We start from the raw sequence: 26,638 nt of genomic DNA, 5'->3' as shown, positions 1-26,638 counted from the left end.
CGCCGCTCACCCCGCCCCTCCGATCCGCACCCGGGGGTCCAGCCCCGCCTGTACCAGGTCGGTGAGCGTCTGGAGTGCCACGAACACCGCCACCGCGAAGAGCAGCAGGTCCTGGACGAGGAGGTAGTCCCGGCCGAGCACTGCCTGGAGCAGGAGCTGTCCGAGCCCCGGCCAGGCGTAGACCGCCTCGACGACGATCGCCCCGCCGAGCAGCTGCCCGGTCTGGATGCCGAGGACGGTGACGACCGGGGGCAGGGCGCCCGGTAGGACGTGCCGGGCCAGGAGGCGTCGGGGGGACAGGCCCTTGCCGTGTCCCGTGCGTACGTAGTCCTCCTGGCCGGCCTTGCGGAGGGACGTGGCGAGGAAGCGGGCCAGGACCGCGCCCGTGGGCAGGGCGAGGCACAGGGCGGGGAGGAGCAGGTACTGGACGCCGATCACCGGGTCGGCGAGCAGGGACTCGTGACCGGCGGCGGGGAGCAGGGGGAAGGTGACGGCGAAGACCAGGACGAGGGCGACGCCGGTGACGTACGGCGGGACGGCGAGGGCGAGGTTCACCGCGCCGCCGAGGAGGCGGCGGACGAGCGGACGCCGGGCCGTGCCCAGGGCGACGCCCGCCGCTCCCCCGAAGGTCAGCGCCAGCAGCAGGGCGGCGGCGGTGAGTTCGAGGGTGTTGCCGAGGCCGTGGCCGATGAGCGTGGCGATGGGGGCGCCCAGGATGAAGGAGGTGCCGAGGTCGCCGGTGAGGAGGCCGGTGAGCCAGGTCCAGTACTGGGCGGGCAGCGGGGAGTCGAGGCCGAGGGAGGCGCGGACCTCGGCGACCGTGGCCGGGGAGGCGTCCGGGCCGGCGAGGACGACGGCCGGGTCCCCCGGGGCGAGCCGGAGGACACCGAAGACCAGCACGGACGCCACGGCCAGCACCAGGAGGGCGGACGGGACGCGGCGGAGGGCGTAGCGGAGCATGGCGGGAGACCGGCCTCAGCCGACCGTGGTCGCGTCGAGGTCGAGGTAGTCGTACATCGTCCAGTTCAGGCCCCGCACCTTGGTGCTGCGGGTGAAGGTGTGCGAGCTCGCGACGAGGTCCGAGACGAACTGCTCCTCCAGGAGGAGGTCGTTGAGCCGGTCGGAGGCCTCCTTCGCCGCCGACTCCTCCGTGGCCTTCCACAGCGCGTCGGCGAGGGCGCGGTACTCGTCGCTGTCGAAGTTGGAGGCGTTCTTCTCGGCGTTGAAGGGGAACGCGCCCTTGACCAGGGTGGCCGGGTGGAGCTGGCCGAAGCCGTGGCCGTTGATGAACAGGCCGGGCAGGGCGCCGGACTGGAGCCTGGCGAGGAAGTCGGGGGCCTGGAGCGGTTCGGCCTTCGCCTTCAGGCCGATCTGTGTCAGGTCGTACTGGACGATCTCGGCGATCTTGGCGTTGGTGGCGAGACCGGCGTTGTAGACGACCTTGACGGTCTTGCCGCTCGCGCCCGCCTCCTTGATGAGCGCCTTCGCCTTGGCCAGGTCGCGGCGGTAGTGGGCGGCCTTGGTCTTGTCGTAGGCGGGTGAACTGGTCGCCCAGGGCAGGGAGGTGACCGTGCCGATGCCGCCGAGGACCTGGCTGAGGATGCGGTCGCGGTCGACGGCCCAGGCGACGGCCTGGCGGACGCGCTTGTCGTCGAGGGGCTTCACCTTGACGTTGGAGGCGACGTAGAAGCCGGAGTCGTGGGCGTCGGAGACGGTGACCTCGAAGCGGTCGTCGCCCTTGACGGCCGCCGCGTCCAGGGGGGCCACGTCGACGAGGAGGTGGGTGCCGCCGGAGCGCAGGGAGGAGACCATCGAGGAGGACTGGCCGACGACGGTGACCTCGACGGCGTCGAGGCTCGGGACGCCCTTCTCCCAGTAGCCGTCGTACTTCTTCAGCTCGAAGCCGGTGCCGGGCGTGTAGTTCGCGACCTCGAACGGGCCCGTGCCGATGATCTTCGTGCCCTTGAGCAGCTCGTCGATGGACTCCTTGTCGACGATGAGCAGGATCTCGAAGAGGTCGAAGAGGTTGCTGACCGGGTGGGCCAGGTCGAGGGTGATCGTGTGCTCGTCGTCCTCGGTGATCTTCTCGATGGCGAGAGCCACGTGCTTGAGCTGGGAGGCGGTGGTCTCCTTCGTGAGGTTCTCCAGGGCGAAGGCGACGTCCGCGGAGGTGAAGGGGCGGCCGCTGTGGAAGGTGACGCCCTTGCGCAGCTTCAGGGTGATCGACTTCTGGTCGGCGGCGATGGTCCAGGACTCGGCGAGGCCGGGCTTGGGGTCGAGGGTCTTGTGGTCGTACTCGGTCAGGGTGTTGAAGACCGTGCGCGCGATCGTGAAGTTGGGGTTGTTCTGGCCGAAGAGGGTCGCGGGCGCGATGTCGGCGGTCTGCGCGATCTTCAGCGTGCCGCCCTTCCGCGCGCTGCCCTTGCCGGTGGACTCCTCGGCGGCGCTGCGGCAGGCGGGGACGGCGAGCAGGGCGCCGCCGACGCCGATCGCGGCGAGGAGGCCACGGCGGGACAGGACGAGTCTCTCGGGCGTGCGGGCAGGGGTGTGCGAAGGCATGACGGAACTCCGGGGTTGGGAAGGCAGGTGACGTGCAGGCAGGTGGTGATGTGCAGGCAGGTGAAAGGTCGGCCGGGGCCGATGAGTTGAGGGAGCGTCAGCTGTGCGGGGCTGAGGCGGACGTCAGGCGCGACAGGACGGGCGCGGTTCGAGGCGCCCGCTCCACACTCGGGTGACCGCCGGGTGCTCGGTGTCGAGTTCGAGGCCGATGCCGGGGGCGTCGGTCAGGGTGAGCCGGCCGTCGTGGACGCGTTCGGCGCCGTGCACGAGGTCGGGGCGCCAGTCGACCTCGCCGTAGGCGTATTCCAGGCGTTCGGCGAGCCGCGCGGGCGTGAGCTGGGCCGCGTGCAGGGTGGCGACGGGGCCCGAGGGGTTGTGGTGGGAGATGCGGGCCGTGCCCGAGTGAGCGGCCAGTTCGAGCGCGGCCCGCGGTCCTCCCGCGTGCTTCACGTCGGGCAGGAAGACATCGAGCAGTCCGCGTACGGGGTGAACCTCCGCAGCCCGGGAGGCGAACTCGCCTCCGGCGAGCGGGAGTTCGGTGCGGGACCGCAGCTCGGCGAGTTCGGCAGGGCGTCCGATGCCCACGCCGTCCTCCAGCCAGTGCAGGTCCAGTTCCTCGAACGGCCGCAGGAGCGAGGTGAGTTCGGCGAGGGTGAGGCGTTCGTGGGCGTCGACCATGACATCCACCCGGTCCCCGACGGCGTCCCGGACGGCACGTACCCGGTCCAGGCCGATCTCGGCGAGCGTGCGCCGCCCCTCGGTGTCCGGGGTGTCGAAGGGGGCGAGCTTGACCGCCCGGAAGCCGTCGCGTACGGCCGCCTCGGCGACCCGGGCGACCTCGCGCGGGGTGCGGCCGCCGGGGGCGCGGTTGATGTTGGCGTACAACTCCACTCGCTGCGGAGGCTGTTCACCGGTCAGCAGCCGCCGCAGCGGTACTCCGGTCCGCCGCGCCTCGCGGTCCAGCCGAGCCTGTTCGAGGCCGCCTCGTACGGTGATCGCGACGAAGCCCTCGTCACCCGGGCAGCCGTCGAGTTCCTTCAGTGCACCGAATTCCTTCAGTACATCGAGTTCCTTCAGTACGGCGTCCAGTGAACCGGCGTCCGAGCACTCCCCGTACCCGTACGAGCCGTCCGCGCCGCCGACCCGCAGCACCAGCCACTCGGTCCGCGCGCTCACGGCGACCCGGAACAACTCCCAGCACTCGGCGGGAGACAGCGCAGCGCTCACGACGCCACCTCCTGCTCGTCCACGCCCGAGCGCGCGAGCGGGTCCAGATAGACGCCCTCCAGCAGCGGGATCGCCGAGGCGACGACCAGCGTGCCCGTGCCGAAGGTGCTGGGCACGATCCGCTCGTCGGCGTTCCAGCCGCGGTGCACCCGGCTGTTGACCTCCTCGCGCAGGTCGGTGAGGTACTCGTCGGCGGCGACGATGCCGCCGGCGAGGATGACGCGGCTCGGGTTGAGGAGGTCCGCGACGGTGGCGACGGCGCGGCCGGCGTGCCGGGCGCGGGTGCGGAGCAGGTCCTGGGCGCGGACGTCGCCCGTGCCGGTTCCGGCGGGGCGGGCGGCGGCCACGATCCGTTCCAGCGGGAGGTGTTCGTCGGTCGCGGCGAGGATGCCCAGCTCGCGGGCCCGTGTCACGAGGGCCGCGTCGCTGGCGACCGCCGACAGGCAGGCGGCGCCGCAGCAGGCGCACGGGCCGCCCTCGACGCCGCTGACCGGGAGGTGCTCGATGCCGCCCGCCGCCGCGCCCGGGCCGCGGTGCACCGAGCGGTCGACGACCACGGCCGCGCCGAGGATGTTTCCGAAGAAGACGTACACGAAGTCGTCGACCTCGCGCCCGGCGCCGAACCACAACTCGGCGCGGGCGGCGGCCCGTACGTTCTGGTCGAGCAGGACCGGTCCCGGCACCCGCCCGTCCAGCAGCTCCAGCAGCCGTACGTCGTCCCAGCCGAGCGCGCTGTGCTCGACGACGGTGCCGGTGTCGCCGTCGACCCAGCCGCCGAGGCTGATGCCGGTACCGAGGAGGGTGCGGGCGCCGAGCCGCGCGGCGAGGAACTCCCCTGCCCCGGCCGCCGCTTGGTCGGCGATGCGGCGCGGGTCGAGGTCGCCGTCGTGGTCGAGAACGTGCTGCGAGATCACGGTGCCGTCGAGGGCGACCAGGCCGAGCGTGGTGCGCAGCAGACCGATGTGGATGCCGAGCGCGGCCGGTCCGCCCGCGGCGATGCCGACCGGGACCCGGGGTCGCCCCTGGGTCGCCTCCAGCGGGGCGTGTTCGGCCAGCAGCCCGGCCTCGGCGAGGACGGCGGTGAGCTTGGTGACGCTGGGCGCCGACAGCCCCGTACGACGGGCGATGTCGGCGCGGGAGAGCGGGCCGTCGGCGAGGACGGCGCGCAGGACCGCCGAGGCGTTGCCGCGGCGCATGCCTTCCGCTCTCATCGGGCGCTCCCCCTGACTCTTCTAACTCTTCGGCCTTGACCGTTCTACTTAATTTCAGAAATTAAGTCAGCCAGGGGTCGGCGCGCAACCGCCACCGCCGAAGATCTCGGCAGGTGGACAGGTGCGGTGGCGCGGTCAGGACGTGGCGCAGCTGCGGCCGTTGAGCGTGAAGTCGTACGCCGGGGAGTTGGTGCCCTGCCAGGAGGCGAGGAAGCCGAAGGAGAGGCTGCTGCCCGCGGCGACGGACTTGTTGTAGTCGGCGGCGGTGGCGGTGACCCGGGAGCCGTTCTGGGCGAAGGTGGCGTCCCACATCTGGCCGACCTTCTGGCCGTCGTCGAAGGACCAGGCGACGCGCCAGCTGTCGAGGGCCTCGTCGGTGGTGACCGTGACGCTGGCCTGGAAGCCGTCGGGCCACTGGTTGACGAGGTCGTAGCGGACCTCGCAGGTGGCCGCCGCGCTCTCGCTGGGGGCCGGTTCGTCGTCGCGGGCGGTGGAGGAGGTGGTGCCCTGGGGTTCCGGGTCGGGGTTCTCCTTGCGGGGGGTGGTGCTGCCGGAGGGCGCGGGGGACGCGGAAGGGCGGTCGGTCGCGGAGGACGACGACGGTGACGGCAGGGGGGCGCCGGGGTCGGCCACCGGCTGGCGGTCGGCGGAGTCGCCCGGGGTGGCGGCGCCGTCGTCCATGCTGCCGCCGCCCATCGGCATCACCGAGACGGCGAGGGCGAGCAGCGAGACGAGTACGGCGGTGACGAGCAGCCCGTTGCGCACGACCCGCGCCCGCTGCGCGCCGGGGTCGACGGGCCTGGCCTCGATCGGTTCCGGGCGGCCGGCGCCCAGCCGTACCTCAGCGGCGCGGCGCCTGCGTTCCAGGTAGGCGAGGCCGCCCCAGCCGATCACTCCGCCCGCGAGCGCGCCGGGCAGTCCGCCGCCGTGCAGCCGCAGACACGCGGCGGCCTCGGCGCACTGCACGCAGGTGGCGAGGTGGCGGGAGAGGTCGCCCGGGGTGTCGGCGGCCGACGAGCGGGTGACGGCGTCGAGGAGGCGGGCGTAGCTGCGGCACTGCGCGTCCATCGGCGTGTCGAGGTGGTTGCGGTGGCTGCGGTCCCTGAACAGGCCGCGCACCTGGTTCAGTTCCTCGGCGATGTTGGCCGGGTCGAGGCCGAGCCGGCGGGCCACCACGGGCAGCGGCAGCGCCTCCACCTCGGCCAGCCACAGCAGATCGGCGTCGGCCTCCTGCAAGTCGCGCAACCCCCGTGCGGCGAGCGGGCGTTGCAGTGGCGGGCCGGTGTAGCGGTCGGCCTTCGCCGAGTTGAGCCACAGCCGCAGATCGGGGTCGAGCCGGTGCCCCTGACCGCCGGACTCCCAGTCGGCCGCCGTGGCGCGAACGGCCGTCAGCAGCAAGGGGATCACGGGCAGCCGGGGCGCACGCCGGCCGGCACTCCTGACGGTGCCGCCGGCGTCGGTGCGGGCCTCGCGCATACCGAGGGCGAACGCCTCCGTGGCCAGCTGGGTGGCGGCCTCGGAGCCGGCCGTGCACAGGTCGGCGTACGAGAGCACCGCGTCCCAGCACTCGGTGAACAGCGCGGCCTCGGTGGCGTCCTGGGGGGTCGGCAGGTCGGGCATCAGACTCCTGCATGGAAAGCGAGGTCAACTCACCTTATTGGCAATGGAGTTGTGGGGAACCTCGCGACAGCGCCCGAGCTTTTCACGGGTTCCACACAACTGACAAGCTCACTATTCAAATCTGGTTACCGGGCGTCTGCGCACGCCCACACCGTGTTGCCCCTGTTGTGCGTGTTGCTCCTGGAGTTACTCCTGTTGCTCCTGGAGACATACGCAGAAAAGGCCCGGACGTCTCGATCCGGGCCCTGACTGTTCTGTTCGCGCTCCCCCGATTACGCCTCCACCGGCTCCTGAGCGGGCTCGTGAGCGGGGAGGCTGTCCATGAAGGAGCTGACGGAGAACACGGCACGGCCGGGCCCGGGTTCACCGTATCCGGGCGGCGAGGAGAGACCGAAGTCCTCCATGGTCTGGCGATACGCCTGGAGCAGCCGGATGTGGTACTCCAGCGGCGCGCCCTGCGGATTGGCCTTGCCGAGCGGGGTGGTCGGCTCGGGGCACCAGGTGGTGAAGCGGGGTGTGATGCCGTGCGACATGAAGAAGCGCAGCCCCTCGGTGGTGGAGTCGATGGCCTCGTCGACCGTCTTGAAGCCGAAGGGCTCGGCCATCTCCACGCCGGCCACGAAGTTGGGGATCACATTGCGGGCGCCGAAGATGTCCGCCGAGTCGAGGATCCGCTTGTGCCACTCGTCGCGGCCGACGTACCGCTCCTTGCCGGGGCAGTACATCTTGAACAGATACTCGTCCCACACCTCGTAGTTGGGGTGGTAGATCTGCACGCCGTAGTCCTTGAACCGCTGCACGTCGTCCTTGGGCAGCGCCTGCGCGACGACCTTGCCGATCCAGCGCCCCGGGAAGTGCTCCTCGATGGCCTTGGCGTACCGCCCGTAGAAGTCCGCCTCGTCCCGGCCGCCGACCGTCTTGGTGATCGCGCCGCCGGTGAGCGTGTAGGCGGTGGACGCCTTCTGGGTGTCGTACCGGTCGATGATCTCCAGGGCTTCAAGGACCTCGTCGACGTCCTTGACACCCGTGTACGGCCGTCCGGCGGCCTTGTGCTGGCGCCAGTTGTGGTTGATGTCGCAGTACTGGCACTCCTCCTTGGCGCCGAAGTACTGGCAGACCCGGAAGACGGTCAGGTAGATGAGGTACCCCCACTGGATGGTGGGCGCGACCTCCATGACGGACTTCCCGTTGGAGAGCTTGTGCTTGTAGTACTCCGGCATCGGCGGCACCCCGACATCGGCGATCCGCTTGCCGTCGAGGTAGAGGCCGAGCATGCCCTCGTCGTCGGCGGCGACGCGGTACGGCGACGTCGGGTTCACGCGCACCGAGACGACGGTGCGGCGCAGGTCGTACGGCCCGCCGGTGAGGATGATCTCCTCCGGCGGCCGGCGCAGCGCGGCCTCGCCGAGCTCGGGCAGGGTGCCGTGGTCGAAGGAGAAGATGAAGTACGACTTCGGCTTGACCTCCCCGCCCTCGTTGTCGCTGAGGGCGGACGGGTCGAAGGCCACGCCACCTCGCAGCAGGTCCTCTTTGAAGACGGCTTCCCGCGGTACGTGCGGGAACCGCTCCATCAGATCCTCGACCAGTGCGGTACGGCTGCCCATCCGACTCTCCTCCCGGCTCAGGCGTTCGACTCCCCACCGTATGCCTCCCCTCGGCGGTCAGCCGTGCCGGGTCCCCCCGTGGCGCGCGATGTGTCCTGGTATGGGGATCCCCGACGGCAGCAGAGGGTCCGCCACGGGCGCGCCCCAGACCGAGGTCAGGGGCAGGGTCCCGGCCCAGAGCCCGAGTTCGGCGTCGGGCCCGTCGCCGTCCTCCGGCGGGCCGGTGCGGATCTTGACGGAGGCCGTTTCGAGGGAGAGGGCGAGGAGCGTGGTCGCGGCGAGTTCTTTGCGGTTCGGGCTCCGGGCGTACGACCACTGCCCTGGCGCGGCATGCTCGGTGAGCCGGCGCAGCCCCTCCAGCTTCTCCCCCGGGTCGGTGACCTTGCGGGCCTCTCCGTGGATCATCGCGCTGCGGTAGTTCACCCCGTGCTCGAAGACGGACCGGGCGAGGACCAGTCCGTCGACGTGGGTGACGGTGACGCACACGGGGACGCCGCCGCAGAGACTGCGGCTCGCCACCGAGCCGTGGAGGTAGAGCTGCCGGTCGTCGCGCCCGTACACGGTGGGCACGACCAGCGGGCGGCCCTCGACGACCACTCCGAGGTGACAGACGAAGCCCGCGTCCAGGATGGCGTTCAGGTCGGCGCGGTCGAGGCTGCCCTGGTCGCGGAGGCGGCGGTGGCGGGTGAGGTCGGTCTCGGGGAAGGAATCCAGTGGGTCAGGCAGGTCGAGCGGATCGAGCGGGTCGAGGGTCATGACGAGGGACGCTACTGATATCGCGCGGGGATCGCCAGATCTTTACGAATACGGATACTCGATCGCGCCCCGCACGACGAAATCCGCAGAACTCAGGCCCCCCGCTCCAGCCCCGCCAGCTCCACCGGATACGCCGGCCTCCCGCCCGACACCAGCCGCTCCGCCTCCTCCGCCACCGCCGTACCGAGCCGCCCCAGCTCGTTGCCCTGGGAGCCCGCGAGGTGCGGGGTGATGAAGGCGTTCGGGAGGTCGTAGAGCGGTGAGTCGGCGGGGAGCGGCTCGGGGTCGGTGACGTCGAGGATCGCGCTGAGGCGCCCGGAGCGGAGTTCGCCGGCGAGGGCGTCGTGGTCGACGAGGCCGCCGCGCGCGGTGTTGATCAGGACCGCCCCGTCGGGCATCAGGGACAGCTCACGGCGTCCGATGAGGTGGCGCGTCTCCGGGGTCTCGGGGGCGTGGATGGTGACGATGTCCGACGTGCGCAGGAGGTCGTCGAGCCGCACGAGGGGTACGCCGAGTTCGGCGGCCCGCGCCTCGTCGACGTACGGGTCGGTGAGGGCGGGCACCAGGTCGAAGGGGCGCAGCAGTTCCAGCACCCGGCGGCCGATCCGGGAGGCGCCGATGACGCCGACCCGGCGGCCGTGGTTGCCGATGCCGGGGACGATGCCCCAGCCGGGGTGGGCGCGTGAGGTGCGCAGGTGCTCGCGGGCGACGAAGAGGTCCTTCCCGGCGAGGAGGATCATGGCGAGGGTGTATTCGGCGACGGGCAGGGCGTTGGCCTCGGCGGCCGAGGAGACCTGGATGCCGCGCCGCCAGATCTCCGGTGTGGCGAAGCCCTTGACCGAGCCCGCGGAGTGCAGGACCGCGCGGAGTCCCGGAGCGGCGTCGAGGGCAGTCGTGTCGATGCGGGGGCAGCCCCAGCCGGTGACGAGGATCTCCGTGCGGGCGAGGGTCTCGCGGACGCGCGGGTCGGTGAAGTCCTCGGCGACGACGTCCGGGTCGATGTCCACCGACTTCCTCAGCCGTGCCAGTACCTCCGGCGGGAAGACCTGCGGGAGGTTGGCGGCGGTCATGGCGAACAGCGCCTGCGGACGCTCGGGCAAGGTGGTGACCCCCGGTCGAGGAAAGGGATAGAAACCGCTCTCTACGTCGTTCTCCACGTTAGGCGGGGGCGGATGAGAGGGTCAACGGACCTGCACTGCATGAAAGGAACGACAGGGATGACGGAGACGGTCGCCAACTGGGCGGGCAACATCACCTACAGCGCGAAGGAACTGCACCGCCCCTACTCGCTCGACACGCTCCGCGCCCTCGTGGCCGGGAGCGCCAAGGTGCGGGTGCTGGGCAGCGGGCACTCCTTCAACGAGATCGCCGAACCGGGCCCGGAGGGCGTCCTGTTGTCGATCGCCGGCTTCCCTCCGGTGATCGAGGTGGACTCGGCGCAGCGCACGGTGCGGGTCGGGGGCGGTGTGCGGTACGCGGAACTCGCCCGCGCGGTCCACGCCCAGGGGTTCGCGCTGCCCAACATGGCCTCGCTGCCCCATATCTCGGTCGCGGGGTCGGTGGCGACGGGGACGCACGGTTCGGGTGTCGGCAACGGTCCGCTGGGTTCGGCGGTGCGGGAGGTGGAGCTGGTCGTCGCCGACGGATCGACGGTGACGATCGGGCGCGGCGACGCGCGGTTCGGGGGCGCCGTGACCTCGCTGGGCGCCCTGGGTGTCGTCACCGCGCTGACGCTGGACCTGGAGCCGGCCTACGAGGTCGAGCAGTACGTGTTCACCGAACTGCCGCTGGACGGGCTGGACTCGGGGACCTTCGAGACGGTCATGTCGGCGGCGTACAGCGTCAGCCTGTTCACGGACTGGCGGGAGCCGGGCTTCAGGCAGGTGTGGCTGAAGCGGCGGACGGATCAGCCGCTCGACGGCTTCCCGTGGGCCGCGCCCGCGACGGAGAAGCTGCACCCGGTGCCGGGGATGCCCGCGGTCAACTGCACCGAGCAGTTCGGGGTGCCGGGGCCCTGGCACGAGCGGCTGCCACACTTCCGGGCGGAGTTCACGCCGAGCAGCGGGGCGGAGCTCCAGTCGGAGTATCTGCTGCCGCGGCGGTATGCCGTCGACGCGCTGTATGCGATCGACGGTATCCGGGAGACCGTCGCCGGTGTATTGCAGACCTGCGAGGTGCGTACGGTCGCCGCCGACGAGCAGTGGCTGAGCCCGGCATACGGGCGGGACACGGTGGCGCTGCACTTCACCTGGATCGAGGACACGGCGGCCGTACTGCCGGTGGTACGGCGGCTGGAGGAGGCGCTGGACGGCTTCGCGCCGCGGCCGCACTGGGGGAAGGTGTTCACCACGCCGGGCGCGGTCCTGCGCGGCCGCTATCCGAGGCTGGACGACTTCAGGGCGCTTGCGGACGACCTGGACCCTGACGCAAAATTCGCCAACGCGTTTGTCCGGGAAGTGCTCGCCGACTGACTTTATAAAGCCCCTTTCCTAACCCCTTGTCGAAAGGTCCGGCGGGCCATAGCCTTGCGCCGCGCCGGTGCCGATGTCGTCCCGGCGGGAGCCGAAGGGATGGGGGCACGGCCCGATGAAGCGCACCTCACGTGACATCCGCACCGCGAACCGCTATGAGGTGCTGCGCCAGATCATCGCCGCGTCGCCCACCTCCCGGCAGGAGCTGGCGGCCGCCACCGGGCTGAGCCTGGCCACGGTCGCCACGCTCGTCGGTGAACTGCTCGACCTCCGGATGATCACGGAGGTCGGGTTCGAGGACTCGGCGGGCGGGCGCCCCCGGGGACTCGTCGCGGTCAACGCGTCGGGGGGCGCGTTGATCGGCGTCGACATCGCGGAGACGTACGTCCATGTCGAACTGTTCGACCTCGCGCTGAACGTGCTGGCCCGCGCCGAGGAGGACGTAAGGCCCGGGGAGAGCCTGCCCGAGCAGGTCGTCGGGCATGTCGCGGCGGTGGTCGGCCAGGTGGTCGCGCAGGCCGGCGTAGAGGGCGCGCGTGTCCTCGGGGTCGGGGTGAGCGTGCCGGGTCAGGTGGACCGGGACACCGGGTTCTCCGAGTACGCGCCCAACTGGGACTGGCACGACGTGCCGTTGCTCGATCTGCTCACCGAACACATCGCGTACCCCCTGTACTTGGACAATCCGCTGCGGGCCTCCGCGGTGGCCGAGCTGTGGTTCGGGGCGGCGCGCGGGCGCGGGAACGCCGTGGTGGTGAACCTCGGGACCGGCGTGGGCGCCGGACTCGTCCTGGGCGGCGGGCTGCACCGGGGTGTCAGCAACAGCGCGGGTGAGTGGGGCCACACCACGATCGTGCTGGACGGCCGGGAGTGCCGCTGCGGCAAACACGGCTGTGTGGAGGCGTACGTCGGCGCGTCCGGAATCATGCTGAATCTGCGGGAGTTGAGCCCCGACAGCCCGCTGCTGCATCCGGACGACCAGACGGCCACGATCGCCGCGCTGGCCGAGGGGCTGCGACGGGACGACCCGGTGGCGGTCGACGCCCTGCGGCACACCGTCCGTTATCTCGGCGCCGGGATCGCCAACCTGGTCAATCTGTTCAACCCCGAGGTGATCGTGCTCAGCAGCTGGGTCGCGGCCGCCCTCGGCGAGTCACTGGTCGCGGAGGTGCGCGAGGCCGTCGCCCGGCACGCGCTGCCCCGGCCGATGGCCGCCACCGAGATCGTCCTCTCCCCGATCCCCACCGACCCGGTGTGCCTGGGCGCGGCGACGTTCGCGCTGGAAGGGGCACTCCAGTCCGTCGGGCAGAGGCAGTCCAAACGCTCCGCTCCGGTGCGGGCCAAAGCGCGGCACCGGCAGTAACTCCGCACCCCTGTAAGGGGATCGCGGGCCGCCCGGACGACGGCCCGCACCTCGTGACGTCCGGCATCCCGAACGTCACACAACGCTTCGAACAGGCTTCGTCCAACCCCTTGCCGAAGCCTTAGCCGAAGGTTAACGTCCCGCACCGCAACTCCTTTTGAGCCATGGGCGTTGAGCCGCAGCCGTACTCGAGACAAGGACGTCAGCATGTCGGCATCGAGCAACACCAACTGGTCCCGCCGATCCCTCTTCCGGGCCGCCGCCGGCATGGCCGCCGCCGGGACCCTGGCCGCGTGCGGCGGGAACACCGGCCGCAGCAGCTCCGGCGACAGCCTGGTGCAGTACTTCCACGCCTACGGCGAGGCGGGCACCGAGCAGGCCATCAAGCGGTACGCCAAGGCCTACAAGGACGCCAACATCACCACCCAGTGGATCACCGGCAACAACTTCGAGCAGAAGCTGTTCGCCGCGCTGCTCACCAAGAACGCGCCCGACGTCTTCGAGTTCCACCCGCAGATCCAGCTCATCAAGAGCGGTCAGGTGGCCGACCTGACCGACATCATCGAGCCGGTCAAGAGCGACTTCAACCAGGCCGACATCGCGTCGCACACGGTCGACGGGAAGATATACGGCGTCCGCATGATCGACGACCCGCAGTTCTTCTTCTACCGGCCGTCGGTGTTCGAGAAGGCCAAGATCGAGGTCCCGCAGACGCTGGAAGAGCTGCTCGAGGCCGCCGACAAGCTGACCACCAGCAAGGTCAAGGGCGCCTTCCTCGGCAACGACCTCACCACCGTGCAGAACCCGCTGATCTGGTCGGCCGGCGCGGACACCCTCACCGCCGACAACAAGCCCGCCTTCAACACCGACGAGGTCGCCGCAGGCCTCAAGCAGCTGCGCTCCCTGTTCACCAGCGGCAACCTGCTGCTCGACGCCCCCACCGACTGGTGGGACCCGTCGGCCTTCACCCAGGGCCTGACCCCGATCCAGTGGTGCGGCATGTGGGCCATGCCCGCGATGATCGAGGCGCTCGGCGACGACATCGGCATCTTCCCCTTCCCGAAGGTCGGTTCCGCCGGGAAGCAGTCGGTCACCAACGGCGGCTGGTCGATGTTCGTCAACGCCAAGGGCAAGAACGTCGACGCGGCCAAGGAATACGTCAAGTGGCTGTGGATCGAGCAGAAGAAGTACCAGGAGGACTGGGCGCTCTCCTACGGCTTCCACATCCCGCCGCGCACATCCATCGCCGAGACCGCCACCAAGCTCAAGACGGGCCTGCCGGCCGAGGGCGTGAAGCTCTTCAACGAGTTCGGCCACTTCGACAACATCGGCTGGACCCAGGCCATGATCGCCGCGGTCAACGACGTGATCGCGAACTCCGTCCGCAAGAACGAGGACCCGAAGTCCCAGCTCGCCGCGGCCGAGAAGAAGGTCGACACCGAACTCAAGAAGCTGTTCGGATAGGCCGGCGGACGGATCTCGACATGTCGACCACCACCACACGCGGGGTCGCCTCCCCCGCCCCGGCCAAGGTCTCCAAGGACCGGCCGCGGCGGGGCCTGAGGGCGAGCAGCACCTTCAACTTCTGGCTCTTCACAGGGCCGTTCCTCATCGGCCTGATCGTCTTCGTGTTCGTACCGATCGGCTGGAGCCTCTATCTGAGCTTCTTCGAGGCCCGGTTCACGGTCACCCCGAGCGAGTTCGTCGGGCTCGAGAACTACCGGACGATCCTGTCGGACACGGACTTCAGGAACTCCCTGGTCACCTTCACCGTGTTCGCCGCCTTCATCGTGCCGACCACCTGGGCCATGTCCCTCGGTCTCGCCCTGCTGGTGAACCGGCTGCGGTTCATGAAGGCGTTCTTCCGGTCGGTCTTCTTCCTGCCGACCGCGGTCAGCTACGCGGCCGCCGCGCTGATCTGGAAGATGTCCATCTTCAACGGCGTCCGCTTCGGCCTGGCCAACACGGTCATCGGCTGGTTCGGCGTCGACAACATCGCCTGGCTCGGCAACCCCGACCCGCCGTGGTACTGGCTGGTCATCGTGACCGTCCGGCTGTGGCTCCAGTCCGGCTTCTACATGATCCTCTTCCTCGCGGCGCTCCAGAACATCCCGCGCGAGCTGTACGAGGCCGCCGCCATCGACGGCGCCAAGCCGGGCTGGCAGACCTTCCGGTACATCACACTGCCCCAGCTGCGGGCGACGTCGACCGCGGTGATCCTGCTGCTGCTCATCGCCGCGTACCAGGCCTTCGACGAGTTCTTCATCCTGCTGGGCAAGGCGACCTGGGGCATGCCGCCGCTGGTCGAGCTGTACAAGATGGCTCTGGGCGAGAACCAGAACTACGGCGCGGGCAGCGCGGGCGCCCTGGTGCTCACCGCGCTGATCTGCCTCGTCACGCTCCTCCAGGGCAAGATCATGGGCTTCGGAAGGGGTGAGGAGTCCCAGTGACCACCACAGCACCCGATGTCGGCAAGGCTCCCGCGAAGCCGGTCAAGGCCAGGCGTCTCGGCGGCGTCATGAGCAGCACCGGCCTGTATGTCGCGACCGGCGTGGCCGCGCTTCTCTTCCTCGTCCCGTTCTATCTGATCGTCCGCAACGCCTTCATGACGGACCCGGAGATCACGGGCGAGGAATGGAAGTGGTTCCCCACCGACATCCAGTGGAGCAACATCAAGGAGCCGTTCGACGACGTCACCGTCGACTTCGCGCGCTCCATGTGGAACTCCCTGGTCGTCGCCGTCCTGCACACCTCGGGCATCCTGCTGGTCTGCTCGCTGGCCGGCTACGGCCTCGCCCGTATCCCGTACCGGCACGCCAACAAGGTCTTCTACGCCGTCCTGGCCACCCTGATGGTGCCCACGGCCGTGACCTTCGTGCCGAGCTTCGTGCTCGTCTCCTCGCTCGGCTGGGTGGACACCTACCGCGGTCTGATCATCCCGGGCCTGTTCAGTGGTTTCACCTGCTTCCTGTTCCGGCAGTACTTCCTGGGGTTCCCCAAGGAGCTGGAGGAGGCGGCGCGCGTGGACGGACTCAGCTACTGGGGTGCGTACTGGCGTGTCGTGGTGCCCAACTCGCTGAACTTCTTCGCGGCGATCGCGACGATCACGTTCATCGCGGGCTGGAACGCCTTCCTGTGGCCCCTGGTCATCGGCCAGGACCCCAGTGCGTGGACCGTGCAGGTCGCGCTCTCCTCGTACGCCACCAACCAGACCGTCAACTACCACCTGATCTTCATGGCGACGGCCATCTCGATCCTGCCCCTCGTGTTCGTGTTCCTCTTCCTCCAGCGCTGGCTGGTGCAGGGGATCGCGCAGACGGGCATCAAGGGCTGAGGCCCCGACACCCCCGTTCCACAAGACCGACCTGGAGACCGATGTCTTTCCGCACCACCACAGACGTCGACTACGTAGAGGACGTATCGCCCGGCAGCGGGGCCCTTCCGCCCCGCGCCTGGTGCGCGTCCTCGGACGCCAAGTCCCTTTCCCTCAACGGTAGTTGGCGGCTGCGCGTGTCGCCGACCATCGACGCCGAGGACGACTCGTTCGCCGAGGAGGGCTACGACGCCGGGGACTGGGCCGAGGTCCAGGTCCCCGGGCACTGGGTCCTGCAAGGGCACGGTTCGCCCATCTACACGAACGTCGTGTACCCCTTCCCGGTGGACCCGCCGCACGTGCCGACGGAGAACCCGACCGGCGACCACCTGCGGGTCTTCGACCTGCCGGCGGACTGGCCGGACCGGTCCGAGGGCGAGGCGGTCATCCGCTTCGACGGGGTCGAGTCCTGCGCCCGGGTCTGGCTGAACGGGACGGACATCGGCGAGTTCAAGGGCTCCCGGGTGCCGCACGAGTTCGCGGTCGGCCATCTGCTGAAGCCCGCGGGCAATGTGCTGGCGGTACGGGTCCACCAGTGGTCCGCGGGCTCGTATCTGGAGGACCAGGACCAGTGGTGGCTGCCCGGCATCTTCCGGGACGTCACGCTGCTGCACCGCCCGGCGGGCGGCGTCCTGGACTTCTTCGTGCACGCCGACTACGACCACGTCACCGGCGAGGGCACCCTGCGCGTCGACTCGGACGTCGACGGGCGGGTGCGGGTCCCCGCGCTCGACATCGATGTCACGACCGGTGAGCCGGTGACCGTCGCGGTCGAGCCATGGACGGCGGAGTCCCCGCAGCTGTACGACGGCGAGCTGGTCACCGAGGGCGAGCGGGTCCCGCTGCGGATCGGCTTCCGCACGATCGCCCTGGAGGACGGCCTGATCAAGGTCAACGGCAGGGCGATCCTCCTCAAGGGCGTCAACCGCCACGAGTGGCACCCCGAGAGGGGCCGCGCCCTCGACCTCGCGACCATGCGCGAGGACGTGCTGCTGATGAAGCGGCACAACATCAACGCCGTCCGCACCTCGCACTACCCGCCGCACCCGGCCTTCCTGGACCTGTGCGACGAGTACGGCCTGTGGGTCGTCGACGAGTGCGACCTGGAGACCCACGGCTTCGGGGAACAGGACTGGCGGGACAACCCCGTCGACGACGACCGCTGGACCCCGGCCCTCCTGGACCGCGCATCCCGGATGGTCGAGCGCGACAAGAACCACCCGTCGATCGTCTTCTGGTCGCTGGGCAACGAGGCCGGCACAGGGCGCGGCCTCACCGCGATGTCCGAGTGGATCCACGGCCGTGACTCCTCCCGCCTCGTGCACTACGAGGGCGACTGGAACTGCCGTGACACGGACGTCTATTCACGGATGTACGCCGACCACGCCGAGGTCGAGAAGATCGGCGAGCGGCTCGACGGCGGCACCCTCAAGCGCCGCCAGCTCCCCTTCATCCAGTGCGAGTACGGCCACGCCATGGGCAACGGCCCCGGCGGCATCGCCGATTACCAGGAGCTCTTCGAGAAGTACGACCGCAACCAGGGCGGCTTCATCTGGGAGTGGATCGACCACGGCATCGAGCATCCCGAGCTGGGCTACGCCTACGGCGGCGACTTCGGCGAGGAACTGCACGACGGCAACTTCGTCTGCGACGGCCTGATCTTCCCCGACCGCACGCCGTCCCCCGGGCTGATCGAGTTCAAGAAGGTCATCGAGCCGGTCCGCATCGAGGGCGACGGCGGCGCCGTACGCGTGACCAACAAGTACGACTTCGCCGATCTGTCGGCGCTCGCCTTCGCGTGGTCGTACGAGGTCGAGGGCGAGGCGGTGGAGTCCGGCTCGCTGTCGGTGCCCGCGCTGCGGCCCGGCGAGACGGCCGAGGTGAAGCTGCCGGAGCCGGCGGCGGACGCGCGGGGCGCGGAGACGCGATGGACCGTGCGGGCGGTGCTGGCGGACGAGACGGCGTGGGGGCCGAAGGGCCATGTGGTGGCGTGGGGCCAAGTCCCGGTCACCGCACGCGCGTTGCCGACCGTCGCGCCCACCGACGGCCCGGCGCTCGACGCGGGCGAGCGGCGGATCACCCTCGGCCCGGCCGCCTTCGACGCCCGTACGGGTGCGCTGAAGTCGATCGGCGGGGTCGCGGTGGAGAGCCCGCGCCTGGACGTGTGGCGGGCGACCACCGACAACGACGAGGGCGAGTGGAACGGCGGCATCTGCTACAGCAAGCTGTGGCGCGCCGTCGGACTGCACCGGATGCGGCATCGGCTGGACGCGGTGGAGCTGTCCGACGACGCGCTGACGGTCCGCACCCGGGTGGCACCGGCCGCGCGTGAAGTGGGCCTGGCGGCGGTCTACCGCTGGACCTCCGACGGCAACAAGCTGAAGCTGACGGTGTCCGTGGCGCCCGAGGGCGAGTGGCAGGTGCCGTTGCCCCGACTGGGCATCCGGCTCGGGCTCGCCGAGGCGGACGCGGTGGAGTGGTTCGGCGGCGGTCCCGGCGAGGCGTATCCGGACAGCCGTCTGGCGTCGACGGTCGGCCGTTGGCGGTCGACTGTGGACAGTCTTCAGACGCCGTACGTCCGTCCGCAGGAGAACGGTGCCCGCGCCGACGTCCGCTGGGCCGAGATCGGCGGTCTGCGGATCGAGGGCGACCCGGAGTTCTGGTTCACGGCCCGCCGCTGGACGACCGAGCAGCTGGACGCGGCCACCCACCGCCCCGACCTCGTCCCGGGCGAGACGGTGTGGGTCAACCTGGACCACGGCCACCACGGCGTGGGCTCGCAGTCCTGCGGCCCGGGCCCGCTGCCGCAGTACCACCTCGGCGCGGAACCGGCGGAGTTCTCGTTCGTCTTCTCGACCGCCGAGTAAGAGAACCATTAATCGATTGACTGATTGATCGACATTCCGACACCGTCGGGACGTCGTCCACGGCCGGTCGGCATCCTTGCCGACCGGCCGCAACTCTGTTCGCACACAAGGGAGTTGATGTCACTTGATTGGCAGTATCGAGGTCCGCGGACTCTCCCGCACCTTCCACTCCACCGTCCGCCGACCGGGCTTCACCGGCGCGGTCCGTTCCCTGGTCAACCCGGAGCGGGTCGCCAAGCACGCCGTCACCGACATCACCTTCGACGTGGCCCCGGGCGAACTCCTCGCCCTGCTGGGCCCGAACGGTGCCGGCAAGTCCACCACCATCAAGATGCTCACCGGCATCCTCACCCCCACCTCCGGACACGCCAGGGTCGCGGGCGTCGTCCCGTACGAGGAACGCGAGCGCAACGCGCGCAACATCGGTGCCGTGTTCGGGCAGCGCACCCAGCTGTGGTGGGACCTCCCGGTGCGCGAGTCGTTCGCGATCCTGCGGGACATCTACGAGGTGCCGAAGGCCGAACACGCCGCCCGCCTCAAGGAGTTCGACGACCTCCTCGACCTCTCCTCCTTCTGGGACACCCGGGTCCGCCATCTCTCCCTCGGCCAGCGCGTGCGCAGCGACCTGGCCGCCGCCCTCCTTCACGACCCGCCGGTCGTCTTCCTCGACGAGCCGACCATCGGCATGGACGTCGTGGTGAAGGAGCAGGTGCGGGAGTTCCTGCGGCACCAGGTCGAGCAGCGCGGCCGTACCGTCCTGCTCACCACCCATGACATGACCGAGGTCGAGCGTCTCGCCGAGCGGGTCGTCCTGGTCAACCACGGCCGCCTGGTCCTCGACGGCACCCTCGACGAGATCCGCCGCAAGTTCGGCTCGACCTGGCAGATACGGACCACCCTCGCCGACCCGCACACCGAGATCGTCCCGCTGCCCGGCATCGCGCTGCTCCAACAGACCGGCGCCCGGCTGGTGTTCGGCCCGGACGGCAGCGAGGGCGCCGGCGCGCCGACCGTGCACCAGGCGCTGAAGGCGGTCGTCGAGCGGTACGAGGTCACGGACATCGCGCTCGACGAGGCGGACCTGGAGGACGTGATGCGGGCCGCCTACGTCCATGCGGACGGTGTCTGACATGGCGGCGATCCACGCCTGGCGCGCCGCCCGCGTCACCCCGCTCGGCGAACTGCACACCCCGCCCCGCATGACCGCCGCCCTGCTCCGCCTGACCGTCCAGGTGGTCCTGGTGGCCTCCCTGTGGCACGGCCTGTACGAGAACACCGGCACCACGGCGGGCCTCGACCGCGACCAGGCGGTGACCTACGCCGTCCTGGCCGTACTGGCGTCCCGGCTGCGGGAGTTGGACCAGTACGCGGGCCGTGACACCGTCCTCCAGCACATGCACTTCGGCACGATCATCTACTGGTATCTGCGCCCGCTGAAGCCCCAGCGGTACTACGCCCTGCGCGCGATCGGCGAGCGCCTCTACGGTCTCGCCTGGGCGCTCGGCGGATACGCCGTCTGTCTGGCGCTCGGTGTGGTGGAACCCCCGAAGTCGGCGGCCGTGGCGGGGGTGTTCGCGCTGAGTCTGCTGCTGGGCCAGTGGGTCCTGTACTACGTCATGCTCGTCATCGACCAGCTGTGCTTCTGGACCCTGCGCAACGGTGCCGCGATGCTCATCCTGATCTTCGCGCAGAACCTCATGGCGGGCGTGTACGCGCCGCTGTGGTTCTTCCCCGACTGGTTCATCACGCTGAGCACGTTCCTGCCGTTCCAGGCGACGCTGAGCGCGCCCCTGTCGATCTACATCGGCCGCATCGAACTCTCCGACGCCTGGCCGCAGTTGGCGATCCAGGGCGCCTGGGTCGTCGTACTGGCCCTGTTCACGCGTCTGTTGTGGCGGCGCGCCGCCCGCCGAGTGATCTCGCAAGGAGGCTGAGGCCGTGAACGCCGTACGGATCATGTGGCGCATCACGCGCCTCAACTTCCGTGCCCAGCTGGAGTATCGCTCCGAGTTCCTGATGATGATCGCGATCGGCGCGGTCTGGCAGGTCTCGGTGATCGTGTTCGCGACGGTCCTGCTCACCCGGTTCGCCGGGATGGGCGGCTGGGACAGCTCGGACGTGCTGCTGATCCCGGCGACCCGGATGCTGGCGCACGGCCTGTTCGTGCTGTTCCTCGGCCGGGTGCACGGTCTGGGCCGGCACATCCAGGAGGGCGTCATCGACACCTACCTGGTCCGCCCGATGCCGGTGTACCGCCAGCTCCAGCTCCAGCACTTCCCCACCAACGCGATCGGCGACCTCACGGTGGCCGTCGGCCTGATGGCGGGCGCGCTGAGCCGCAGCGACCTCGACTGGACGGCGGGCCGGATCTCGTACCTGATCGCGGCGGTACTGGGCGGCATGCTCCTGGAGGCCGCCCTGTTCACGGCCGTGGCCTGCGCCTCCCTGCGCTTCCCGGCCGCCGACTACTGGGGCCGCTGGCTGGAGGAACTCCTCGGCACCTTCGGCAGCTACCCCCTCAACGTCCTCCCGAAGGCCGTGGGCGGCTTCCTGACATACGGCCTCCCGCTCGCGTTCGTCGCCTACTTCCCGGCCGCCGTCCTCACCGGCCACGGCCACGCCACCGGAGTCCCGTACTGGCTGGCGGCGGCCTCGCCGCTGCTGGGGGTGCTGGGGTATCTGGGGGCGCGGTGGCTGTGGCGGTGGAGCCTGAGGCACTACACCGGGGTGAACGGCTGACATCCGCCTCGGACGACGGACGGCCGGGCCCGCCAAGTGGCGGGCCCGGCCGTGGGGTTGGTGCTCCCTAGGGGCAGCTGAGGCGGATGTCCCCCGTGTCGGTCGTGCAGGTGTCGGTGCCGTAGCCGCCGTTGGCGGTGTCGTTGCCGGAGACGCTGTCGACCGTGTTCAGGCGGTCGTTGCCGTAGTTGCCGATCAGATTGTCGTTGCCGGGGCCGCCGTTGAGGGTGTCGTCGTTGAGGCCGCCGTCCACGCGGTCGTTGCCGTAGTTGCCGTACGCGGTGTCGTTGCCGTAGCTCGCGTTGATGGTGTCGTCGCCGCTCAGGCCGCAGATCACATCGGTGCCGTAGGTGCCGGTGATCGTGTCGTTGCCGCTGGTGCCGATGCGGGTGCAGCCGCGGGAGTTGTTGACCGTGGTGGTCACCGTGGCGGAGTTGTTGGCGGTCGCGGGGTCGGTCTGGGTGGCGGTGACCGTGGCCTTCTCGGTGAGGGTGCCGGTGGCCCGCGGTTCGGCGACGACGGTGACGGTGGCCTTGGCGCCGGGGGCGAGCGTGCCGAGGGCGCAGCTGACGGCGGTGGTGCAGGTGCCCTGGGAGGGGGTCGCCGAGATGACCGTGCCGGCCGGGCCGGTGAGCGCGTCGGTGAGGGTCACGCCGGTGGCGTTCGTCGTGGCGCTGTTGTTGGTGACGGTCACGGTGTACGTCGCCCGGTCGCCGATGCTGACGGTGCCGGTGCCGGTCTTGGTGACCGAGAGGTCGACGCCGGTGGGCGGGGGCGGCGGCGGGGTGCCGGTGCCGCCGAGGTAGCGGGCGAGGGCGCGGTCCTCGCCGGTGTCGCCGAACGCGACGATCTTGCCGTCGGTCTGGAGAGCGAGGGCTCCCACCGTGTCGTAGGCGCCGAAGTCGGTGGTGGTCCGGCCGCCGCTCGCGAAGCCGGTGTCGGCCGTGCCGTCGGCTTGGTAGCGGGCCAGGGCGAAGTCGCCGCCCGCGGCACCGGCGGCGAGGATCCGGTCGTCGGGCTGGACCGCGAGGTCGTACACCGTGGACGAGGGGCCGAAGTCGGTGGTGACGACGCCGCCCGTGCCGAAGCCGCCGTCGAGGGTGCCGGCCAGGTTGTAGCGGACCAGGGTGAAGTCCTCGCCGGACCAGCCGGACATCAGGATCTTGCCGGTGGACTGCACGGCCACGGAATCGCCCCAGTTGTAGCCGCCGAGGTCCGTGGTCACCTTGCCGTCGCCGCCGAAACCGGTGTCGAGGCTGCCGTCCGGGAGGTAGCGGGCCAGCGCGAAGTCGAAGGAGGTCTCGCCCGAGTAGCCGGCCAGCACGATCTTGCCGTTCGACTGGAGCACCATGTCCCGCGCGACGGCGCCGCCCTCCTCGGAGAACGAGGTGAAGACCACCCCGTCGCCGTCACCGAAGGAGGTGTCGGGGTTGCCGGAGGTGTCGTAGCGCACGAGCGCGAACGAACCGCCCGCCGCGGCTCCGGCGAGGATCTTCCCGTCGTCCTGGACGGCGACTCCGGCCGCGTCCTCGGCGCCGCCCGCGAGGCCGGGGCTGACCCAGCCGTCGCCACCGCCGAAGGACGTGTCGACGCTGCCATCGGCGTTGAACCGGGAGACCGTCAACCAGCAGCAGCCCGCGAACTCGTCCTCGGTCTCCTGGTGACGGCCGACCACGACGATCTTCCCGTCGTTCTGGAGCGCCACCCCCTCGGCCACATCCTCGCCACCGTCCATGTCCAGGCGCGCCTCCCCACCGGCGCCGAATGCGGTGTCGAGGCTGCCGTCGGCGTTGTGGCGCATCACGGAGAAGTCGAAGCTCTGGCTTGACCGCACGGTGACGATCTTGCCATCGCCCTGTACGACGACGTCCCCGGTGCCGACCGCGAGGCCGTTCGGGACGGTGACCTTGCCGCCACTGCCGAAGGTCGCGTCCAGATCACCGGGTGCGGCGAGCGCGCTGCCCGGTACGGCCAGGACGAGCGCGAACGCCACGGCGGCGCGCAGTGCGGCCGCTCTCAAGGATCCCCGTAGGGAAGCAAGGGTGGACATGCGCCCAGCTTCCGGACGCCCGTGCGAGGTGCGGGGGCGACTGGCCAACGGCTGGTCCCACTGGTCCGCACACTTCCACCCCCCGGGGTGACCGGACCGACAATCGGCCCGCGCCCTAGAGTCGGGTGCGATGAGCGACGAGAAGAGCGGCGAGAAGGCGGGCACGTACGAGGACCAGGTGTGGCCGCGGCTGGCCGGGCTGCTCCGGACCACCGAGGAGGCGGCGGCGGTCCTGGAGTGCCGGGAGATCGCCGAACAGGAGGCCGCCCTCTGCCTGCTGGTGGACCGGCTGTTCGAACTGGAGCTGTCCGTCGGCGACTTGGCGCGGGCCGAGCTCGCCGCGATGGCCTCGCTGTGGTCGGTGTGGGACACGCTCGGCGAGGACATCGTCGCGCTGCCCGGAGCGCAGGGGACCCTGCGGATGTTCTGGAACCTGGAGCCGGTCGACGGCAGGGACGGCATGGCCCTGGTGCCGTGGATGCAGTGCGTGGGCTGCGGCCGCATCCTGGCCCTGGAGCACCGGCACGAGTCGTGGGGCGCCCTGTCGTTCTCGCCGGTGTCGTACGTCGTCTCCGTCCCGGACGGCGAGGGCACCCAGTACGTGTACGACGCCGAGGGACCGGACGCGGTGTGGCGGGCGCTGGAGAGGCTGACGGCAACCTGCCGGGACGCGGCGTGAGTTCGGCGCGGCCGTCGGGGACACCCGTTCGCCCCTGCACGGCATCGGCTTCCTACACAGGGTTGTCCAGCGGGCTCAACTCAGCGGTCTGTGGGGCGTGTTCGGCGGGAATCCGGTCCAGGGAGCGGATCCCGGGGATCGGTGACGGCAGCAGCCACAGCACCGACAGCACCCCGCCGACGGCGACCGTGACCAGGGTGGCCCGCAGTCCGAAGGCCGTGGCGAGCGCACCTCCGGCGAGTGCGCCGAGGGGGCGTACGCCGTAGTTGACGGTACTGAAGGCGCCGGTGACGCGGCTGCGCAGGGCGTCCGGAGTCACCGCGGTCTGGAGGGAGTTGAGGTTGACGTCGAACCACATCACCCCGAGGCCCATCAGGAAGTAGGCGCCGCCGAGGCAGCCCGCGGCGGCCCAGGCAGGTCCGCCGGCGAGGGCGGCGAGCGCGTAGGGAGAGGGGAAGAGCACGGCCCCGACGGCGACCGCGCGTCCGACTCCGATACGGCGGGACAGCCAGGGCGCGGTCAGGGCACCGACGAGGGAGCCGGTCGCCCCGATGCCCAGGGTCAACCCGATGGCGCCCGGGGAGAGTTGGAGGATCCGGTCCGCGAACAGCACCACCAGGCCGGTGCCCGCGAGGAACGTGAAGAAGTTGACGGTCGTGCAGCAGCCGAGGCTCGCCCGCAGCACCGGGTGGCGGACGACGAAGGCCAGGCCGTCGCGGGCGTTCCGCAGCAGCGCGGGCACGGCGGCGCCGGTACGGGGCGGGGGCGGCGGCTCCTCGATCCGGACGCGGCCGAGGAGCACCGCGGAGACCAGGAAGGACAGGGCGTCGACGGCGACGGTGACCGGTGCGCTCAGCGCCTGCACGAGGCCTCCGCCGGCCGCGGGTCCGGCCACGAAGGAGGCGGAACGGGCGGCGCTGAACTTGCTGTTGGCGTCGACGTACGACGAGGGCGGCACCAGCCGTGCGAACAGCGGCTGCCACGCGCACCCGGCCACCACACCCGCGAGGCCCGTCAGCAGGGCCACGGCGTACAGCTGGCCGAGCGTGACCGTGCCCCACAGATACGCGGCGGGCAGCGACAGCAGTACGCCGGCCCGCACCAGGTCGGTGACGATCAGCAGCCGCCGTTTGCGCCGGCGGCCGTCGACCCAGGCGCCGAGCACGATCCCGAGCAGGTTGGGCGCCCAGGCCAGCGCGGTGAGCCAGGCGACCTGGGCGGCGGAGGCGTCCAGGAGACCGACGGCGATCAGGGGCACCGCCACCTCGGAGACCCGGTCGCCGAACTGCGAGACGGCGCCGCTGGTCCAGGTGAGGAGGAACGGACGGTCCCGCCACAGGGAGGTCCCGGAGATCACCGTCCTCCCGGAGACGACTGCCCGGGGGCGCCTCATTCCGGCGTTCCGGGCTCGTCGGCCACCGCCTCCGGGAGGGCGTACAGGAGCATCCGCACGGCCCTGCTCCCCGCCGGCCGCCGGTCGGCCTCGCGGGTGACGTACGGGGCGAGGAGTTCCTCCAACGCGTCCTTCAGCGCGGCCAGTTCCTCGGCGGTGACCATGATGCCGGTGTTGTTGGACATGGCGGCGCCGAGCCACTCCGGCTCCAGGTCCGGGGCGGTCTCGGTCAGCCAGCGCATCGGGAGTTCCGCCCGACTGGCGAACATCTCCCCCGCGAGCACCTGCGCGGCGGCCCGGCCCTCCTCGTCCTCCGGCACCTCGAAGCGGTACCCGCGCGCCACCGCCTCCCAGCGCCGCTCCCGCCGGTCCGCCCCGGCCTCCGCGTCCCTGACCAGCCCGAACCCGGCGAGGTGACGCAGGTGCCAGCTGGTCACGGACGGGGTGGCCCCGACGTACGGGGAGAGCTGGGTGGCGGTGGCGGGCCCGTGCCGCTGGAGCCGCTCCAGGACGGCGAGCCGTACGGGATGGGCCAGGGCGCGCATGGCCTTGGGGTCGGTGATCTCCATGTCGCCGAAGCGGTTGCCGGAATCCATGGCATGAGAGTGTCCTCTCACAAAGTATGAGAGTCAACTCTCATGTCTCTCACTGTTCCCCCAACTGCCCTTGCGCGTCACACTGGTTGCCGCAGAACCTGAACACCGTTCACCTTCTGTCCGCCCCCTCCCG

21 protein-coding genes are annotated in these 26,638 nt (G+C 70.6%); 10 read left to right on the top strand and 11 right to left on the bottom strand.

Features of this window, described 5'->3' with window-relative positions; all coding sequences use genetic code 11:
• Positions 1 to 6: 6 nt before the first annotated feature.
• The 8 genes from ABZ928_RS02440 to ABZ928_RS02405 form a co-directional block, all read right to left on the bottom strand.
• Complete coding sequence (locus ABZ928_RS02440) at positions 7 to 960, bottom strand: ABC transporter permease (RefSeq protein ID WP_361514589.1); 954 nt, start codon at positions 958 to 960, stop codon at positions 7 to 9.
• Between the two features lie 15 nt (positions 961 to 975).
• Positions 976 to 2,559, bottom strand: coding sequence for an ABC transporter substrate-binding protein (locus tag ABZ928_RS02435; RefSeq protein WP_361514588.1), 1,584 nt, complete (start codon positions 2,557 to 2,559; stop codon positions 976 to 978).
• Between the two features lie 123 nt (positions 2,560 to 2,682).
• The gene (locus tag ABZ928_RS02430) at positions 2,683 to 3,786 is read right to left on the bottom strand and encodes an enolase C-terminal domain-like protein (RefSeq protein ID WP_361514587.1); all 1,104 of its coding nucleotides are present in this window, start codon (positions 3,784 to 3,786) and stop codon (positions 2,683 to 2,685) included.
• Positions 3,783 to 4,997: an ROK family transcriptional regulator gene (locus ABZ928_RS02425; RefSeq protein WP_361514586.1), complete on the bottom strand. Its 1,215-nt coding sequence runs from the start codon at positions 4,995 to 4,997 to the stop codon at positions 3,783 to 3,785. The genes ABZ928_RS02430 and ABZ928_RS02425 overlap by 4 nt, the downstream gene beginning before the upstream one ends.
• Positions 4,998 to 5,132: 135 nt before the next feature.
• Entirely contained in the window at positions 5,133 to 6,617 is a 1,485-nt protein-coding gene (locus ABZ928_RS02420) for a cellulose-binding domain-containing protein (RefSeq protein WP_361514585.1), read from the bottom strand.
• 272 nt (positions 6,618 to 6,889) lie between these two features.
• Positions 6,890 to 8,221, bottom strand: a complete 1,332-nt coding sequence (locus tag ABZ928_RS02415; protein WP_361514584.1) for a radical SAM protein — start codon at positions 8,219 to 8,221, stop codon at positions 6,890 to 6,892.
• A 57-nt stretch (positions 8,222 to 8,278) separates the two neighbouring features.
• A complete protein-coding gene (locus ABZ928_RS02410; protein ID WP_361514583.1) occupies positions 8,279 to 8,977 on the bottom strand; it encodes a pyridoxamine 5'-phosphate oxidase family protein in 699 nt (232 codons plus the stop codon).
• A 92-nt stretch (positions 8,978 to 9,069) separates the two neighbouring features.
• Positions 9,070 to 10,077, bottom strand: a complete 1,008-nt coding sequence (locus tag ABZ928_RS02405; RefSeq protein ID WP_361514582.1) for a hydroxyacid dehydrogenase — start codon at positions 10,075 to 10,077, stop codon at positions 9,070 to 9,072.
• Between the two features lie 117 nt (positions 10,078 to 10,194).
• On the opposite strand from ABZ928_RS02405, the gene ABZ928_RS02400 reads away from it, so the two are divergent.
• The 9 genes from ABZ928_RS02400 to ABZ928_RS02360 all read left to right on the top strand — a co-directional run bounded on the left by ABZ928_RS02400 (position 10,195) and on the right by ABZ928_RS02360 (position 21,787).
• Positions 10,195 to 11,448 carry an FAD-binding protein gene (locus ABZ928_RS02400; RefSeq protein ID WP_361514581.1) on the top strand — a complete coding sequence of 418 codons (1,254 nt, stop codon included), beginning with the start codon at positions 10,195 to 10,197 and terminating at the stop codon, positions 11,446 to 11,448.
• Between the two features lie 115 nt (positions 11,449 to 11,563).
• On the top strand, positions 11,564 to 12,808 hold the full coding sequence (locus tag ABZ928_RS02395) for an ROK family protein (protein WP_361514580.1): 1,245 nt from the start codon (positions 11,564 to 11,566) through the stop codon (positions 12,806 to 12,808).
• A 207-nt stretch (positions 12,809 to 13,015) separates the two neighbouring features.
• On the top strand, positions 13,016 to 14,272 hold the full coding sequence (locus ABZ928_RS02390; RefSeq protein WP_361514579.1) for an extracellular solute-binding protein: 1,257 nt from the start codon (positions 13,016 to 13,018) through the stop codon (positions 14,270 to 14,272).
• Positions 14,273 to 14,292: 20 nt separating this feature from the next.
• On the top strand, positions 14,293 to 15,258 hold the full coding sequence (locus tag ABZ928_RS02385; RefSeq protein ID WP_361514578.1) for a sugar ABC transporter permease: 966 nt from the start codon (positions 14,293 to 14,295) through the stop codon (positions 15,256 to 15,258).
• A complete protein-coding gene (locus tag ABZ928_RS02380) occupies positions 15,255 to 16,142 on the top strand; it encodes a carbohydrate ABC transporter permease (protein ID WP_361514577.1) in 888 nt (295 codons plus the stop codon). The genes ABZ928_RS02385 and ABZ928_RS02380 overlap by 4 nt, the downstream gene beginning before the upstream one ends.
• 41 nt (positions 16,143 to 16,183) lie before the next feature.
• On the top strand, positions 16,184 to 19,048 hold the full coding sequence (locus ABZ928_RS02375; RefSeq protein WP_361514576.1) for a glycoside hydrolase family 2 TIM barrel-domain containing protein: 2,865 nt from the start codon (positions 16,184 to 16,186) through the stop codon (positions 19,046 to 19,048).
• Between the two features lie 124 nt (positions 19,049 to 19,172).
• Positions 19,173 to 20,177, top strand: a complete 1,005-nt coding sequence (locus ABZ928_RS02370; protein ID WP_361514575.1) for an ATP-binding cassette domain-containing protein — start codon at positions 19,173 to 19,175, stop codon at positions 20,175 to 20,177.
• A 1-nt stretch (position 20,178) separates the two neighbouring features.
• Positions 20,179 to 20,982, top strand: a complete 804-nt coding sequence (locus ABZ928_RS02365; RefSeq protein ID WP_361514574.1) for an ABC-2 family transporter protein — start codon at positions 20,179 to 20,181, stop codon at positions 20,980 to 20,982.
• Between the two features lie 4 nt (positions 20,983 to 20,986).
• On the top strand, positions 20,987 to 21,787 hold the full coding sequence (locus ABZ928_RS02360; protein ID WP_361514573.1) for an ABC-2 family transporter protein: 801 nt from the start codon (positions 20,987 to 20,989) through the stop codon (positions 21,785 to 21,787).
• Between the two features lie 67 nt (positions 21,788 to 21,854).
• On the opposite strand, the gene ABZ928_RS02355 is transcribed toward ABZ928_RS02360, so the two are convergent.
• Positions 21,855 to 23,807 carry a calcium-binding protein gene (locus ABZ928_RS02355; protein WP_361514572.1) on the bottom strand — a complete coding sequence of 651 codons (1,953 nt, stop codon included), beginning with the start codon at positions 23,805 to 23,807 and terminating at the stop codon, positions 21,855 to 21,857.
• A 160-nt stretch (positions 23,808 to 23,967) separates the two neighbouring features.
• Between ABZ928_RS02355 and ABZ928_RS02350 the strand changes: the two genes are divergently transcribed.
• Positions 23,968 to 24,516 (top strand): hypothetical protein, encoded by a 549-nt coding sequence (locus ABZ928_RS02350; protein ID WP_361514571.1) that lies wholly within the window; start codon positions 23,968 to 23,970, stop codon positions 24,514 to 24,516.
• Between the two features lie 52 nt (positions 24,517 to 24,568).
• Here the strand turns inward: ABZ928_RS02350 and ABZ928_RS02345 are convergent, their stop codons facing one another.
• Positions 24,569 to 25,873: an MFS transporter gene (locus tag ABZ928_RS02345; protein WP_361514570.1), complete on the bottom strand. Its 1,305-nt coding sequence runs from the start codon at positions 25,871 to 25,873 to the stop codon at positions 24,569 to 24,571.
• 32 nt (positions 25,874 to 25,905) lie between these two features.
• The gene (locus tag ABZ928_RS02340; RefSeq protein WP_361514569.1) at positions 25,906 to 26,505 is read right to left on the bottom strand and encodes a helix-turn-helix domain-containing protein; all 600 of its coding nucleotides are present in this window, start codon (positions 26,503 to 26,505) and stop codon (positions 25,906 to 25,908) included.
• Between the last annotated feature and the right edge of the window lie 133 nt (positions 26,506 to 26,638).

This window comes from Streptomyces sp. NPDC046909 (genome assembly GCF_040644695.1).
Lineage (GTDB): Bacteria > Actinomycetota > Actinomycetes > Streptomycetales > Streptomycetaceae > Streptomyces.
Note: the sequence above shows the minus strand (reverse complement) of the source record. Positions and strands in the feature narration are given on the sequence as shown.

Coding starts and splice junctions, on each gene's coding strand:
- ABZ928_RS02410 (WP_361514583.1), bottom strand. CDS start 8,977: ATGACCCTCGACCCGCTCGATCCGCTCGACCTGCCTGACCCACTGGAT.
- ABZ928_RS02435 (WP_361514588.1), bottom strand. CDS start 2,559: ATGCCTTCGCACACCCCTGCCCGCACGCCCGAGAGACTCGTCCTGTCC.
- ABZ928_RS02400 (WP_361514581.1), top strand. CDS start 10,195: ATGACGGAGACGGTCGCCAACTGGGCGGGCAACATCACCTACAGCGCG.
- ABZ928_RS02415 (WP_361514584.1), bottom strand. CDS start 8,221: ATGGGCAGCCGTACCGCACTGGTCGAGGATCTGATGGAGCGGTTCCCG.
- ABZ928_RS02425 (WP_361514586.1), bottom strand. CDS start 4,997: ATGAGAGCGGAAGGCATGCGCCGCGGCAACGCCTCGGCGGTCCTGCGC.
- ABZ928_RS02385 (WP_361514578.1), top strand. CDS start 14,293: ATGTCGACCACCACCACACGCGGGGTCGCCTCCCCCGCCCCGGCCAAG.
- ABZ928_RS02375 (WP_361514576.1), top strand. CDS start 16,184: ATGTCTTTCCGCACCACCACAGACGTCGACTACGTAGAGGACGTATCG.
- ABZ928_RS02440 (WP_361514589.1), bottom strand. CDS start 960: ATGCTCCGCTACGCCCTCCGCCGCGTCCCGTCCGCCCTCCTGGTGCTG.
- ABZ928_RS02420 (WP_361514585.1), bottom strand. CDS start 6,617: ATGCCCGACCTGCCGACCCCCCAGGACGCCACCGAGGCCGCGCTGTTC.
- ABZ928_RS02395 (WP_361514580.1), top strand. CDS start 11,564: ATGAAGCGCACCTCACGTGACATCCGCACCGCGAACCGCTATGAGGTG.
- ABZ928_RS02350 (WP_361514571.1), top strand. CDS start 23,968: ATGAGCGACGAGAAGAGCGGCGAGAAGGCGGGCACGTACGAGGACCAG.
- ABZ928_RS02340 (WP_361514569.1), bottom strand. CDS start 26,505: ATGGATTCCGGCAACCGCTTCGGCGACATGGAGATCACCGACCCCAAG.
- ABZ928_RS02365 (WP_361514574.1), top strand. CDS start 20,179: ATGGCGGCGATCCACGCCTGGCGCGCCGCCCGCGTCACCCCGCTCGGC.
- ABZ928_RS02390 (WP_361514579.1), top strand. CDS start 13,016: ATGTCGGCATCGAGCAACACCAACTGGTCCCGCCGATCCCTCTTCCGG.